Here is a 14,445-nt window from a genome sequence, read left to right as displayed (position 1 = left end):
GTATCAGCGGATAAACAGCTTCTGGATCAGCTTCTGGATCGATTTGCCGTAAGGCGGGTAGATCAACTTCGCGGCGTTCAGGCGCTGCTTGACCAGCACGCCCTTGGCCTTGCTGAACGTGAGGAACCCTTCATGACCGTGGTAGTGGCCCATGCCTGATGGGCCGATGCCGCCGAAAGGCATGTCGTCCTGAGCCACATGCAGCAGCGTGTCGTTCAGGCATACGCCGCCGGAGTGGGTTTCGTGGAGTACGCGGTTCTGTTCGCGCTTGTTGTAGCCGAAGTAGTACAGGGCCAGTGGGCGAGGCCGCTGATTGATGTAGGCAAAGGCTTGGTCGATGCCGCGATAAGGCACGATCGGCAGCACCGGGCCGAAGATTTCGTCCTGCATCACCGTCATTTCATCGCTGACATTCAACAGCAGGCTGTGGGCCATGCGGCGTGCCTGGCCCTGGTCGTACAGAGGGATCAGGGTGGCGCCCTTGTCGGTGGCGTCCTTCACGTAGGCGTTGAGCCGGGCCAGTTGCCGTTCGTTGATGATGGCGGTGTAGTCCGGGTTGTTGGCCAGAGTCGGGTAAAAACCACGAAGCGCCTTGCTGTAGGCCTCGACGAAACCCTCGACGCGATCTTCCGGCACCAGCACGTAGTCCGGCGCCACGCAGGTTTGCCCGGCGTTCAGGGCCTTGCCGAAGGCGATGCGTTCGGCGGCGTCCTTGAGGGGCACATCGGCGGAAACGATCGCCGGCGATTTGCCGCCCAGTTCCAGCGTGACCGGAGTCAGATGCTCGGCCGCCGCGCGCATCACATGTTTACCGATGCTGGTGGCGCCGGTGAACAGCAGATGATCGAAGCGCAGCCTGGAAAACGCCATGCCGACGTCGGCCTCGCCCAGCACCACGCACACCAGGTCTTCGGGGAAGACCTTCGCCAGCAGGGTCTTGAGCAGTTCGCCGGTGGCCGGGGTCGATTCGCTGAGTTTGAGCATCACCCGGTTGCCCGCGGCCAACGCACCCACCAATGGCCCGATGGCCAGGTACAGCGGGTAGTTCCAGGGCACGATCACCCCGACCACGCCCAGCGGTTGGTAGATGACTTTGGCCGAGGCGGGCTGGAAGGCAATGCCTACAGCACGGCGGGAAGGTTTCATCCAGCCACTGAGGTGTTTGCTCGCATAGTGAATGCCATGCAGGCTGGGCATCAGTTCGGCGAACAGGGTTTCGTCGGCGCTGCGATGGCTGAAGTCCTGGCTGATCGCGTCGATCAGCGCCTGGCGTTCGTCGCTGAGCACTTCGCGCAAGGCCCTGAGCCATTGCTGGCGTTGCGCGGCCGGCGGCATCGGGTTGGCGGCATAGGCGCGGCGTTGGGCGTCGAACAGGCCCTGAAGTTGATCCAGTGTCTGGGAATCTTGCGGGTAGGCAACGTTGGCAGACATGGTGCAGTTCCGGATTGTTATTGGTCCGCCTGGATTTTTAGAGTTATTGCTCTAAATTGTCAAATGGCATTGCAGCCACAACTGGATTTATCCCGGCAAGGTTAGGCCGTAAGATGGTCGATCACGTGTACAGAAGCTGATCCCCTATGGCACCACGAGTAAAGACCAGCGAGCGCATTGTGCAAACCAGCCTGGAGCTTTTTAACCAGCAGGGCGAGCGCAGTGTCAGCACCAACCATATCGCCGCCCATATGGAAATTTCGCCGGGCAACCTGTACTACCACTTCCCCAACAAGCAGGCGATCATCGCCGTGTTGTTTCGCGAATACGAAGCCTTGGTCGACAGTTTCCTGCGCCCGCCCCAGGGTCGCACCATGGTGGTGGAGGACAAGCGCTTCTACCTGCAGGCGGTCCTGGCTGGTATGTGGCGCTACCGTTTCCTGCACCGTGACCTCGAACACCTGCTGGAGAGCGACCCGGAACTGGCCACCGGCTACCGGCGCTTTTCCCAGCGTTGCCTGATTCAGGGTGGCGCCATTTACCGAGGGTTTGTCGATGCCGGCATTCTCAATATGGATCCGGTGCAAACCGAGGCGCTGACCCTCAACGCCTGGATCATCCTCACCTCCTGGGTGCGGTTTTTGTGTACCACCAATGAAAAATCCACGCATCTGAGCGCCGAAGCGATCAAGCGCGGGGTGTATCAGGTGCTGGTGCTGGAAGCGGGGTTTGTGACGCCGCAGGCCAAAGCGGCGGTGGATGCACTGTTCAAAGAGTTTTACGTGCCGTTGAACCAGGCACTGGAAGAAGTGAAGTAGGATCTTTCCCGAATTTGTTCACAGGAGTCTGTCATGCCACTTGCCCAACTGATCAGCCCCCAGCAACTGGCCGAGCGCCAACAGCGCGGCGCTCTGGTGATACTAGACTGCCGCTTTGCCCTGGAAGACCCGGACTACGGAATGTGCAGCTACGCCGAAGGGCATATCGAAGGCGCGCAATATGCTGACCTGGAGCGCCATCTCAGTGGGCCGGTGACCAAGGGCGTGACCGGGCGTCACCCGTTGCCGCAGGCGCAGACGCTCGCCGAGCAACTGCGTGCCTGGGGCATCAATGCCGATACCGATGTGGTGCTCTACGACGACGGCCCGGGTGTTTATGCCGCCCGCACCTGGTGGTCGCTGGCGTGGCTGGGCAAGCGTGATGGCGTGTTTATCCTGGACGGTGGCTTGAAGGCCTGGCACGCGGCCGGCTTCCCGTTAAGCCTGGATGCGCCGGTGATCGAGCGCGGCACCTTTGTCGGCACGCCGGACAATCGCCTGTTGCTGGATGCCAAGCAGCTGCAAAAACGCCTGGGCCAACCAGGCCTGACCCTGATCGACGCCCGCGCCCAGCCGCGCTTTCGCGGCGATGTCGAGCCTATCGACCCGATTGCCGGGCACATTCCCGGCGCGCAATGTGCGGCGTTCACCGAAAACCTGGGCAGCGATGGGCGTTTCCTGCCGGCCGAGCAGCTCAAGCAGCGCTTCGCCGCCCAGTTGCAAGGCCGTTCGCCGGATGAGTTGGTGGCGTATTGCGGTTCGGGCGTGACGGCATGCCATAACCTGTTCGCCCTGAGCCTGGCGGGTTACCCGTTGGGCAAGTTGTATGCGGGCTCGTGGAGCGAGTGGATTACTGATCCAACGCGGGAAATCGCGACGGGCGACTGAGTTGTCCTGCGTGTAAACCCACCTTGTTTAACGGGGTTGTGTCAGCAGCCATTGCGGAATCCGCCGCTCCAGGTAGTAACCGGGGCGCTTCAGCGAACCGTCGACAAACCCCACATGCCCACCCTTGGCCAGCAATTCGAACTCGGTGCAATCCGACAACTCGCTGGCTTCGGGCAGGCTATGGGCGAAGACAAACGGGTCATCGGCCGCCTGGATGATCAGGGTCGGCGTGCGGATATCGCCCAGGTAGTAACGGCTCGACGCGCGGCGGTAATAGTCTTCGGCACTGAGGAAACCATGCAGCGGCGCGGTGACCCGGCCGTCGAAGTCCCAGAACGTGTGCATCTTCTCCAGAGACCCGAGTGCCTCCAGGGCCTTGAGCCCTTCAGCACGACCATCCTGTAAAAAGCGGCTTTGCTTGACGCGGATATACGCCACCATCTCGCGCATGAAGTGCTTTTGGTACACCCGCGAAAAGCCCAGGCCGATGCGATCGGCGCACTGATCCAGACGAAACGGCACCGACACCGCCGCCGCGCCTTGCAGCCCCGAATTCGCGCCGGTTTCGCCCAAATGCTTGAGCAGCACGTTGCCCCCCAGGGAATAACCCACCGCATACAACGGCGCCAACGGCCGCTTGGCGCGCAGATGGGCAATCGCTGCCGCCAGGTCTTCGCTGGCGCCCGAGTGGTAGCTGCGCGCCAACAGGTTCGGCTCGCCCGAGCATCCGCGCCAGTTCAAGGCCGCACTGGCCCAGCCCTGGGCAGCGAGGGCTTTTTGCAGGCCGGCCACGTAAGGCGAGTTGGACGAGCCGGTCAGCCCATGCAGTACCAGCACCAACGGCGCTTGCGCGTCATGAGGGCCATGCCAGTCGAGGTCGAGAAAGTCGCCGTCGTCCAGCCACAGGCGTTCGCGTGGGCGTTCGAGGTGCGTGGTCGGGCGCCACAGCGGCCCCCACAACGTTTGCAGATGAGGGTTGCCGAGGCCGAAGGCGGGTTTGAACAGGTCTGAAGAGGGGGTCATGACACTCTCTGTGGCACGCGGACTCACTGTGGCGAGCGAGCTTGCTCGCCACAAAAGCCCGTTCAGGCCGAGGGCTGTACCGAACGTTGCCACAATGCGTAATACACCCGCCCGGATTTCTGTTCCCGGTGCAGGCGCCAGCTGCCGGGCAGGCCCAGGCTGGATGGCGCACTTTCGCTTTCAGTGTAGATCCACGAGTCCGGCGCCAGCCATTGGCGCTCTTCCAGCAACGCGCACACGGTCGGCAGCAGGTTCTGGTTGAACGGCGGGTCGAGGAACACCACGTCGTATTCGCTGGCGGCCTGGGTTTCCAGGTAGCGCAACGCGTCGGCGGTCTGCACCTGGCCGTTGGTGCAACGCAGGGTGCCCAGGTGCTCCTTGAGGCTGGACACCGCCACATTGCTGGCATCCAGCGCCTGTGCCTGGGCCGCGCCACGGGACAGCGCCTCGAGGAACAGCGCGCCGCTGCCGGCAAACGGGTCGAGTACCTTGGCCCCGGCGATGTAGGGTGCCAGCCAGTTGAACAGGGTTTCACGCACGCGATCTGGCGTTGGGCGCAGGCCCACGACGTCGGGGAAGCTGAGCTTGCGGCTGCCCCATTCACCGCCAATGATGCGCAGTTGGCCCACACCGTTATGCACGTTGTGGACAGGTTTTTTCGGGCGAGATGAACTGGCCATTAATGCTCCGGAACCCCGAGCGGCTGCTCGGCAGGTTTATCAGTGGGGGGCGGTAGTGGCTTTTGCGCAGTCGTCGGGCCGGCGGTCACGATGACCATCTTGTCGGCGCTCAGGTGTTTGTTCAAAGCCGCTTTGACCTGTTCTACGGTCAGGGCCTGGGATTGTTTCATGAAATCTTCCAGATAGCTCAGCGGCAGGTTGTAGAAACCCATGGCGCCCAGCTGCCCGACGATATCGGCGTTGCTCGCGGTGGACAGCGGGAAGCTGCCGCTCAGCTCGCGCTTGGCGTCATCCAGCTCCTTTTGCGTCGGGCCGGTCTTGAGGTAGTCGGCCAGCACGTCTTCCACCAGGCGCAGGGTGCCGCCGCTCATTTCCGCGCGGGTCTGCAGGTTGATCATGAACGGACCGCGCACTTGCATCGGCGAGAAACCGGAGTAGACGCCGTAGGTCAGGCCGCGCTTCTCGCGCACTTCACTCATCAAGCGGGTGCCGAAGCCCCCGCCGCCGAGGATCTGGTTGCCCAGGGACAGGGCGGCGTAGTCCGGGTCGGCGCGATCGATGCCCAGTTGCGCGAACAACAGGTGCGTCTGTTTGGACGGGAACTCGATATGGCTCAAACCGGCCTTGGGCTCAGTCGGCTGGGCGATCTTCGCCAGGGCCGGGCCTTTGGGCAGCGAGGCCGAGACCTTGGCAGTCATGGCTTCGGCCTCGGCGCGGGTCAGGTCGCCCACCACGGCAATCACAGCGTTACCCGCGGCATACGCCTTGGCGTGGAATGCCTGCAACTGCGCCTGGGTGATTGTCGGAACGCTCTCGGCCGTGCCTTCGCTCGGGTGAGCATACGGGTGGTCGCCGTACAGGCGCTTGAACAGCTCCAGGCTCGCCAGTTTGCCGGGGTTCTGCTTCTGATACTCAAAGCCGGCGAGGATCTGGTTCTTGATGCGCGCCAGGGAGTCGGCGGGGAAGGTCGGTTTGCCGATCACCTGGTCAAACAGCGCCAGGGCGGCGTCGCGCTTGTCGCTGTCGCTCAGGCCGCGCAGGGACACCAGCGCCATGTCGCGGTAAGCGCCATTGCCGAAGTCCGCGCCGAGGCCTTCAAAGCCGCTGGCGATCTGGCTCACATTCTTGCCCGGCACGCCTTCGTTGAGCATGGCGTTGGTCATCAGCGCCACGCCGGGGACGTTGCCGTCCTGGCTGCTGCCGGCGGCGAACAGGATACGCATGTCGAACATCGGCAGTTCGTGGGCTTCGACGAACAGCACCTTGGCGCCTTCGGCGGTGTTCCAGGTCTGCACGTCGAGCTTGCGGTTGGTCGGCGCCTTGCCGTCCAGTTCCGCCAGGGATTGCAGTGTGTGGGTCGACTGGGCTTTTTCCAGCGCCGGGCTGGCGACGGATTCGCTTGGGCGCAGGAAATACACCGCGCTCGCCGCGATCAGGGTGACGGCGATCAGGCCGGGCAGGATCAGGCGGCTGCTTTTGCGATCACTCATGAGCGTTCTCCTCAGGCAGGACATGGGCGACGCTGAGACGTTCGCGGGTGAAATAGGTACGTGCGGCCTTCTGGATATCGTCCGGGGTCACGCTTTGCAGGTCGGCCAGTTCGGTGTCCATCAGTTTCCAGGACAGGCCGACGGTTTCCAGGGAACCGATGGCGGTCGCCTGGCTGGTGATCGAGTCGCGCTGGTAGACCAGGCCGGCAATGACCTGGGCGCGGATACGCTCCAGCTCCTCGGCGGTCGGCGGCTTGGCTTTGAGTTCTTCCAGCAGGCGCCACAGGCCGGCTTCGGCTTGTGCGATGGTCTTTTTCTTCTGCTGGTTCGGTGTGGCGCTCAGGGTGAACAGGCTGTCACCGCGGGTGTAGGCGTCGTAGTTGGTGGAGGCGGAGGAGACCAGCTCTTCACCGCGTTCGAGCCGTTCCGAAATGCGCGCGCTGTAGCCGCCGTCGAGCAGGGCCGAGATCAGGCGCAGGGCTTGTACCGAGCGTTTGTCTGGCGCGGTGGCCAGGCCGGGCACGTTGAAGCCCAGGATCACGCTCGGCAGTTGGGTCTGCACATGCATCGTCAGCAGGCGCTCACCGGGCTCGGCCAGTTCCAGCGGGATCTTCGCCGGAGGCACGTCACGCTTGGGGATCGGGCCGAAGTAGCGCTGGGCCAGGTTCTTCACCTCGTCCGGGGTCACGTCGCCGACCACCACCAGGGTGGCGTTGTTCGGCACGTACCAGGACTGGTACCAGTGGCGCAGTTCTTCGACCTTCATGCGGTCGAGGTCGGCCATCCAGCCGATGGTTGGCGTGTGGTAGCCGCTGGCCGGGAAGGCCATGGCCTTGAAGCGCTCGAAGGCCTTGGACATCGGGTTGTCGTCGGTGCGCAGGCGGCGTTCTTCCTTGATCACTTCGATCTCGCGGCTGAACTCGTCGGCTGGCAGGCGCAGGCTGGCCATGCGGTCGGCTTCGAGTTCGAAGGCGACACCCAGGCGATCACGCGCCAGCACTTGGTAGTAGGCGGTGTAGTCGTCGCTGGTGAAGGCGTTCTCTTCGGCGCCCAGGTCGCGCAGGATCAGCGAGGCTTCGCCGGGGCCGACCTTGGAACTGCCCTTGAACATCATGTGTTCCAGAGCGTGGGACAAACCGGTCTGGCCCGGGGTTTCGTAGCTCGAACCGACTTTGTACCAGACCTGGGAAACCACCACCGGCGCGCGATGGTCTTCGCGCACGACCACTTTGAGGCCGTTATCCAGGGTGAATTCATGGGTGGGTTGTGGGTCGGCAGCCAAGGCTGAGAGGGGCAGACAAACTGTGCTGAGCAGCAGGCCTGCGGCGCGGCGGGCTAGAGCATTCATTCGTTTTTAAACCTGTTGGGCTGCCCGCTTGGTCTTAGCGTCGGCGGGCGAGGAGGTGCTAGGATACTGATCCGATTTGGGGACGGCCACTGCGGTCGTCATACCGTTCTGGATTCAGTTGTAGGAATTTTGAAGTTTGCTACGGTTTTCCCCGACAATCTTCAGCTTTTCGCCGATGTTATCGCTTCAATTCCATATTGAATCGATTTGTTGAGGCCTTTATTTACGCCTTACAAAATGTTGCGCATGAACGAGCGAGCGTTAAAGCAGTCTGTTCTGCATCGAATTTTTATTTACCGAGGCGCCCTTGGCGCGTCGCTACCTTGAGATAGCCGTCCTCCATGTTTGGTTCCAACGACGACAAGAAGAGCCCAGCTGCGGCTGGCGAGAAAAAAGGCCTGTTCGGATGGCTGCGCAAAAAGCCGCAGGAAACCGTCGTCGAACAGCCGCAGGTTCAATCTGAGCCGACCCCTGAGCCCTTGGTAGGTGCCGAACCGACCGCGCCGGTGGCGCAAGCCGAGCCTGAGCACAAACCGTGGCTGGCACTGCCGGTGGCCGAAGAGCCCGTGGCACTGGTCGAAGATGTGCAGGCCGAGCATGTGACGCCGCCGATTCCGCAGGTTGAGCCGGTGGCGGTCGAGCCGACTCCCGCGCCTGTTGTGGCCGCGGCGCCCGCCGTGATCGCGCCGTCGCCCGTGGTTGCCGCCGAACCGAGCAAAACCGGGTTCTTCGCCCGCCTCAAGCAAGGCCTGAGCAAAACCAGCGCGACCATCGGCGAAGGCATGGCCAGCCTGTTCCTGGGCCGGAAGACCATCGATGACGAACTGCTGGAAGACATCGAAACCCGTCTGCTGACCGCCGACGTGGGTGTCGAAGCCACCGCCGTGATCATCCAGAGCCTGACCCAGAAGGTCGCGCGCAAGCAGTTGACCGACGCCGATGCGCTGTACAAATCCCTGCAGGCCGAGCTGGCCGCGATGCTCAAGCCGGTCGAAGCGCCGTTGGTGATTACTCCGAAGAAGCCGTTCGTGATCCTGGTAGTCGGCGTCAATGGCGCCGGCAAGACCACCACCATCGGCAAACTGGCCAAGAAGCTGCAGTTGGAAGGCAAGAAAGTCATGCTCGCCGCCGGCGACACCTTCCGCGCCGCCGCCGTCGAGCAACTGCAGGTCTGGGGCGAGCGCAACAAGATCCCGGTCATCGCCCAGCACACCGGCGCCGATTCCGCTTCGGTGATCTTCGACGCCGTGCAAGCCGCCAAGGCCCGCAACATTGATGTGCTGATCGCCGATACCGCCGGTCGCCTGCACACCAAAGACAACCTGATGGAAGAGCTGAAGAAAGTGCGCCGGGTGATCGGCAAGCTCGACGGCGAGGCTCCGCACGAAGTCTTGCTGGTGCTCGACGCCGGTACTGGTCAGAACGCCATCAGCCAGGCCAAACAATTCCACCAGACGGTGCAACTGACCGGCCTGGCATTGACTAAGCTCGACGGCACGGCCAAGGGCGGCGTGATCTTCGCCCTGGCCAAGCAGTTCGGGTTGCCGATTCGGTATATCGGCGTCGGTGAAGGTATCGACGACCTGCGCACCTTTGAAGCCGAACCCTTTGTCCAGGCACTGTTTGCCGAGCGGGAGCGTTCATGATTCGATTCGAACAGGTCGGTAAACGCTATGCCAATGGGCATGTCGGCTTGCATGAGCTGAGTTTTCGAGTGCGTCGCGGCGAATTCTTGTTTGTCACCGGCCATTCGGGTGCCGGCAAAAGTACCCTGTTGCGCCTGCTGCTGGCCATGGAACGCCCGACCACCGGCAAGCTGCTGCTGGCCGGCCAGGATCTGGCCACCATCAGCAATGCGCAGATTCCGTTCCTGCGCCGCCAGATCGGCGTGGTGTTCCAGAACCACCAGTTGCTGTTCGATCGCACGGTGTTCAATAACATTGCGTTGCCGTTGCAGATCCTTGGGCTGTCCAAGGCCGAAATCATCAAGCGCGTGGACTCGGCGCTGGAGCGCGTGGCGTTGTCGGACAAGACCGACCTCTACCCCGGCGACCTGTCCACCGGCCAGCAACAGCGTGTCGGCATCGCCCGCGCCATCGTCCACCGCCCGGCCTTGCTGCTGGCGGACGAACCCACCGGTAACCTCGACCCGCGCCTGGCGGCCGAGATCATGGGCGTGTTCGAAGACATCAACCGCCTGGGCACCAGCGTGCTGATCGCCAGTCACGACCTGGCACTGATCGCGCGCATGCGCCATCGCATGCTGACCCTGCAACGCGGTCGCCTGATCGGCGACGGGGAGGCTGGCGTATGAGTGCGACACGCAGCCCCAAGGTTTCCGAGCGCGTGGCGCCGAAACCGGCCGACCCGCAACCGAAAAAGAAAAAACACGACGAAGACGACGGCCCGGATTTCGCCACGCTGCTGCGTGCCTGGATCGAAAGCCATCGTGCCAGCCTGCTCGACAGCCTGCGTCGCCTGGGCAAGCAACCGATCGGCAGCTTTTTCACCTGCCTGGTGATGGCCGTGGCCTTGAGCCTGCCCATGGGCTTGTCGCTGCTGCTTAATAATGTGGAGCGCCTGGGCGGTTCCTGGCAGCGCGCCGCGCAGATTTCGCTGTACCTGAACCTGGATGCCAGCGCCAAAGACGGCGAAGCCCTGCGCGAAGAGATCAAGAACCTGCCGGGCGTGGCGGATGCCGAGTACATCAGCCGCGATCAGGCCCTCGAGGAATTCCAGCAACAGTCCGGCCTGGGCGAGGCGCTCAAGGAGCTGCCGCAGAACCCGCTGCCGGGCGTGGTGCTGGTGACGCCGAATGAAGTCGACAAACCGGCCCTGGAGGCCCTGCGACAAAAACTCGCAGAGATGCCCAAGGTGCAACAGGCGCAACTTGATCTAGTCTGGGTAGAGCGCCTGGCGGCGATTCTCAAGCTGGGCGACCGCTTTGTGTTCGGCCTGACGGTGTTGTTGGTGTCTGCATTACTTTTGGTGATAGGTAATACCATTCGTCTTCATATTGAAAACCGTCGCACCGAGATAGAAGTGATTAAACTGGTCGGCGGCACGGACAGCTATGTGCGTCGTCCTTTTCTGTACATGGGCGCGCTTTATGGCTTCGGTGCGGGGATTTTGTCCTGGGGCTTGTTGGCGTTCGGCCTGAACTGGCTGAACGACGCGGTCATCGGGCTTGCCGGCTTGTACGGCAGTGATTTCGCCCTGGCCGGGGTGCCGGTCGCCGATGGTCTGTCGCTCTTGCTTGGCGCGGTCTTGTTGGGGTATATCGGTGCGTGGATTGCGGTCGCACGGCATTTACGTGAGCTGGCACCGAAGTAGTTAATGTCAGATTAATGTGGTTTCGTTTGTATTGACCGTATCAGTGGTTTAGGGAACTTGTCCTACGGTTCCCGGTCAATTTTCGCAGTGCTGAACTGCACGAGTTATGTGAGTCGGAGGTTTTTTCGTATGACCACTTCTTTGCAACCTGTTTATGCCTTGGTCCCGGGTGCGAACCTGGAGGCCTATGTGCACACGGTCAACAGCATTCCATTGCTGACGCCGGAGCAGGAGCGTGAACTGGCCGAGAGTCTCTACTATGAGCAGGATTTGGGGGCGGCTCGGCAGATGGTGCTCGCCCACCTGCGTTTTGTCGTACATATCGCCCGTAGCTATAGCGGCTACGGCCTGGCCCAGGCTGACCTGATCCAGGAAGGCAACGTCGGCCTGATGAAGGCAGTGAAGCGCTTCAACCCGGAAATGGGTGTGCGCCTGGTGTCGTTCGCCGTTCACTGGATCAAGGCGGAAATCCACGAGTTCATCCTGCGCAACTGGCGCATCGTGAAAGTCGCGACCACCAAGGCCCAGCGCAAGCTGTTCTTCAACCTGCGCAGCCAGAAAAAACGCCTGGCGTGGCTGAACAACGAAGAAGTCCACCGCGTGGCCGAAAGCCTCGGTGTGGAGCCGCGTGAAGTGCGCGAGATGGAAAGCCGCCTGACCGGCCATGACATGGCCTTCGACCCGGCCGCTGAAGCGGACGACGACAGCGCCTTCCAATCGCCGGCCAACTACCTGGAAGACCACCGGTACGACCCGGCGCGTCAACTGGAAGACGCCGACTGGAGCGACAACTCCAACCACAACCTGCACGAAGCGCTGGAAGTGCTGGACGACCGCAGCCGTGACATCCTCTACCAGCGCTGGCTGGCCGAAGAAAAAGCCACGCTGCACGACCTGGCGCAGAAGTACAACGTGTCGGCCGAGCGGATTCGTCAGCTTGAGAAAAGCGCGATGAACAAGCTGAAGCTGTCGATCGCCGCTTAAAACTGTGGGAGGGGCGGTGCGACGATTCGACTTGCCCCCGATAGCTGAGTGTCAGTCGACATCAAGGTGACTGATCCATTGCTATCGGGGGCAAGCCCCCTCCCACATTTATTTCTGTGTTGTGTCAGTCGGACCAAGGCGCCTTGCGCGAATTGTTCAACTCAACCAGATAGCCATCCCCACCCAATTGGCTCATCTGCTGGCGAATCCATGCCGCCCGCCGTGCCACATAGGCCGTTGGATGGCTGGCGCTCCATACCCGTGGATTGGGTAGCACCGCCGCCAGGTAGCTGGCCTGCTGCCGAGAAAGCGCCTTGGCACTCACCCCGAAGTGATGCTGCGCCGCCGCTTGCGCACCGAACACCCCTTCGTCCCATTCCACGCTGTTGAGGTACACCTCAAGGATCCGCTGCTTGGGCCACAGCACCTCGATCAGCCCGGTAAACCAGGCCTCCAGGCCCTTGCGCAGATAACTGCGGCCGGACCACAGGAACAGGTTCTTCGATACCTGCTGGCTCAGCGTACTGGCGCCGCGGATCGAGCCGCCGCGCTCGTTGTGCAGGAGCGCCGCCTGGATCGCGCCGAAATCGAAGCCCCAATGTTGTGGGAAACGCTGGTCTTCACCCGCCATCACCGCCACTTTGAGGTCGTTGGAGATCTCATCCCACGGCACCCAGGTGCGCTGCAGGTCAATCGGTTCGCCGTCAAACCAGGATTCGATCTTGCGCTCCACCATCAGCGCCGTGAACGGCGGCGGTACGACACGAAACAGCAGCACCAGCAACACGCTGCCGATGGCAAACCATTTCACGGCTTTGAGAAAACGACTGAAGAGGACACGCAGCATAGAGATGGCTTGGCCGAACCCGTTGAGCGGGCCATTATACAGACCCTGCCCAATGAGTCTGACTGGAGTTCCTCATGCTGCGTGGCTTTCTGATGCTGGCTGCTTTTTTCGGCTTCACCGGTGTCGCCCTCGGTGCGTTCGCTGCCCACGGCTTGAAAAACCGCCTGAGCGCCGAGTACCTGGCGATTTTCCATACCGGCGTGACCTACCAACTGGTCCACACCCTGGCGCTGTTCGGCGTGGCGTTGCTCGCGGCGCACCTGCCGGGCCGCCTGGTCACGTGGGCGGGCGTGTCGTTCGTCGTCGGCATCCTGCTGTTCTCCGGCAGCCTGTACGTGCTGACGATGACTGGCATCAGCAAGCTCGGCATCATCACGCCGTTCGGTGGCCTGGCGTTTCTGCTCGGTTGGTTCCTCCTGGGGCTGGCGGCGTGGCGCTTGCAGCAGGCGGCCTGAAGCGCGCTGCTGATCAAAGGGTCTTGGGCCAGCTACGCCAATCGGGCTAGAATGCTTGCCCCTAAAAACGATGGCGGCCCATGGCATGCACATTCAGTTGAACGGCGAACCCTTTGAACTGCCCGACGGTGAAACCGTTGCGGCCCTGCTGACCCGTCTGGACCTGACCGGGCGTCGCGTCGCAGTGGAGCTCAACCAGGATATCGTCCCGCGTAGCCAACACGTCGAGACTGCGCTCACCGAAGGTGACCAGGTCGAAGTGGTCCACGCCATCGGCGGCGGCTAGTCGTCCGGCGCCCAGGCGCGCCACCCCGGATTCTGCAGAACCTCACCCCACCTCGAGGATTTCCCATGAGCATCGTTCGTAGCGACAAGCCCTTCGTCCTGGCCGGTCGTACCTACCAGTCCCGTCTGCTGGTAGGCACCGGCAAGTATCGCGATATGGAAGAAACCCGCCTGGCCATCGAAGCCTCGGGCGCCGAGATCGTGACCGTGGCCGTGCGCCGCACCAACATCGGCCAGAACCCGGGCGAACCGAACCTGCTGGATATCCTGCCGCCGGACCGCTACACCATCCTGCCGAACACCGCCGGCTGCTACGACGCCATCGAAGCTGTGCGTACCTGCCGCCTGGCCCGTGAGCTGCTCGACGGCCACAACCTGGTGAAGCTGGAAGTGCTGGCCGACCAGAAAACCCTGTTCCCCAACGTGATCGAAACCCTCAAGGCCGCCGAAATCCTGGTCAAGGAAGGCTTCGACGTGATGGTCTACACCAGCGATGACCCGATCATCGCTCGCCAACTGGCCGAAATCGGCTGCATCGCCGTGATGCCGCTGGCCGGCCTGATCGGCACTGGCCTTGGGATCTGTAACCCGTACAACCTGCAGATCATCCTCGAAGAAGCCAAGATCCCGGTGCTGGTGGATGCGGGCGTGGGCACTGCCTCCGACGCGACCATCGCCATGGAACTGGGCTGCGAAGCGGTGCTGATGAATTCGGCCATCGCCAATGCCCAACAGCCGATCATGATGGCCGAAGCCATGAAACACGCCATCGTCGCGGGCCGCCTGGCCTACCTCGCCGGGCGCATGCCGAAAAAACTCTACGCCAGCGCCTCCTCGCCGCTGGATGGTCTGATCAAGTAAGA

The 14,445-nt window shown here is 62.3% G+C and carries 15 protein-coding genes; 9 read left to right on the top strand and 6 right to left on the bottom strand.

Going from position 1 to position 14,445, the window contains the following annotated elements; all coding sequences use genetic code 11:
• Positions 1-3: 3 nt before the first annotated feature.
• Positions 4-1,431 carry a coniferyl aldehyde dehydrogenase gene (locus tag NR164_RS04345; protein ID WP_256822345.1) on the bottom strand — a complete coding sequence of 476 codons (1,428 nt, stop codon included), beginning with the start codon at positions 1,429-1,431 and terminating at the stop codon, positions 4-6.
• Positions 1,432-1,577: 146 nt separating this feature from the next.
• On the opposite strand from NR164_RS04345, the gene NR164_RS04340 reads away from it, so the two are divergent.
• Together NR164_RS04340 and NR164_RS04335 are read left to right on the top strand one after the other, a co-directional pair.
• Entirely contained in the window at positions 1,578-2,249 is a 672-nt protein-coding gene (locus tag NR164_RS04340) for a TetR/AcrR family transcriptional regulator (RefSeq protein WP_017845029.1), read from the top strand.
• Between the two features lie 33 nt (positions 2,250-2,282).
• Positions 2,283-3,137, top strand: a complete 855-nt coding sequence (locus NR164_RS04335) for a sulfurtransferase (RefSeq protein WP_017845028.1) — start codon at positions 2,283-2,285, stop codon at positions 3,135-3,137.
• Positions 3,138-3,164: 27 nt separating this feature from the next.
• On the opposite strand, the gene NR164_RS04330 is transcribed toward NR164_RS04335, so the two are convergent.
• The 4 genes from NR164_RS04330 to NR164_RS04315 form a co-directional block, all read right to left on the bottom strand.
• Positions 3,165-4,160, bottom strand: a complete 996-nt coding sequence (locus tag NR164_RS04330) for a hydrolase (protein WP_046381750.1) — start codon at positions 4,158-4,160, stop codon at positions 3,165-3,167.
• Between the two features lie 62 nt (positions 4,161-4,222).
• Positions 4,223-4,840, bottom strand: coding sequence for a 16S rRNA (guanine(966)-N(2))-methyltransferase RsmD (gene rsmD / locus NR164_RS04325; RefSeq protein WP_017845026.1), 618 nt, complete (start codon positions 4,838-4,840; stop codon positions 4,223-4,225).
• Positions 4,840-6,330: a pitrilysin family protein gene (locus NR164_RS04320; RefSeq protein WP_046381751.1), complete on the bottom strand. Its 1,491-nt coding sequence runs from the start codon at positions 6,328-6,330 to the stop codon at positions 4,840-4,842. Before NR164_RS04320 ends, rsmD begins: the two co-directional genes overlap by 1 nt.
• Positions 6,323-7,678 (bottom strand): pitrilysin family protein, encoded by a 1,356-nt coding sequence (locus tag NR164_RS04315; RefSeq protein ID WP_232590983.1) that lies wholly within the window; start codon positions 7,676-7,678, stop codon positions 6,323-6,325. Before NR164_RS04315 ends, NR164_RS04320 begins: the two co-directional genes overlap by 8 nt.
• Positions 7,679-8,019: 341 nt before the next feature.
• On the opposite strand from NR164_RS04315, the gene ftsY reads away from it, so the two are divergent.
• From ftsY to rpoH, 4 genes are all read left to right on the top strand, one after another.
• Positions 8,020-9,324, top strand: a complete 1,305-nt coding sequence (gene ftsY, locus NR164_RS04310) for a signal recognition particle-docking protein FtsY (RefSeq protein ID WP_079444873.1) — start codon at positions 8,020-8,022, stop codon at positions 9,322-9,324.
• Positions 9,321-9,992 (top strand): cell division ATP-binding protein FtsE, encoded by a 672-nt coding sequence (gene ftsE / locus NR164_RS04305; RefSeq protein WP_017476533.1) that lies wholly within the window; start codon positions 9,321-9,323, stop codon positions 9,990-9,992. Before ftsY ends, ftsE begins: the two co-directional genes overlap by 4 nt.
• Positions 9,989-11,011, top strand: a complete 1,023-nt coding sequence (gene ftsX / locus NR164_RS04300) for a permease-like cell division protein FtsX (RefSeq protein WP_256822344.1) — start codon at positions 9,989-9,991, stop codon at positions 11,009-11,011. The genes ftsE and ftsX overlap by 4 nt, the downstream gene beginning before the upstream one ends.
• Before the next feature lie 129 nt (positions 11,012-11,140).
• Positions 11,141-11,995 carry an RNA polymerase sigma factor RpoH gene (rpoH, locus tag NR164_RS04295; RefSeq protein WP_017845020.1) on the top strand — a complete coding sequence of 285 codons (855 nt, stop codon included), beginning with the start codon at positions 11,141-11,143 and terminating at the stop codon, positions 11,993-11,995.
• Positions 11,996-12,119: 124 nt separating this feature from the next.
• Here rpoH and mtgA read toward each other — a convergent pair whose 3' ends face one another.
• The gene (gene mtgA, locus NR164_RS04290) at positions 12,120-12,842 is read right to left on the bottom strand and encodes a monofunctional biosynthetic peptidoglycan transglycosylase (RefSeq protein WP_046487827.1); all 723 of its coding nucleotides are present in this window, start codon (positions 12,840-12,842) and stop codon (positions 12,120-12,122) included.
• Positions 12,843-12,916: 74 nt separating this feature from the next.
• Here mtgA and NR164_RS04285 point away from each other — a divergent pair, with 74 nt between their 5' ends.
• The 3 genes from NR164_RS04285 to NR164_RS04275 all read left to right on the top strand — a co-directional run bounded on the left by NR164_RS04285 (position 12,917) and on the right by NR164_RS04275 (position 14,443).
• A complete protein-coding gene (locus tag NR164_RS04285) occupies positions 12,917-13,297 on the top strand; it encodes a DUF423 domain-containing protein (RefSeq protein WP_017845018.1) in 381 nt (126 codons plus the stop codon).
• Between the two features lie 85 nt (positions 13,298-13,382).
• Positions 13,383-13,583 (top strand): sulfur carrier protein ThiS, encoded by a 201-nt coding sequence (gene thiS, locus NR164_RS04280; protein WP_046381754.1) that lies wholly within the window; start codon positions 13,383-13,385, stop codon positions 13,581-13,583.
• 65 nt (positions 13,584-13,648) lie between these two features.
• Positions 13,649-14,443, top strand: coding sequence for a thiazole synthase (locus NR164_RS04275; RefSeq protein ID WP_256822343.1), 795 nt, complete (start codon positions 13,649-13,651; stop codon positions 14,441-14,443).
• The last annotated feature ends 2 nt before the right edge of the window (positions 14,444-14,445 follow it).

It is taken from the genome of Pseudomonas sp. Pse79 (assembly GCF_024519615.1).
GTDB classification, from domain to species: Bacteria; Pseudomonadota; Gammaproteobacteria; order Pseudomonadales; family Pseudomonadaceae; genus Aquipseudomonas; species Aquipseudomonas veronii.
Note: the sequence above shows the minus strand (reverse complement) of the source record. Positions and strands in the feature narration are given on the sequence as shown.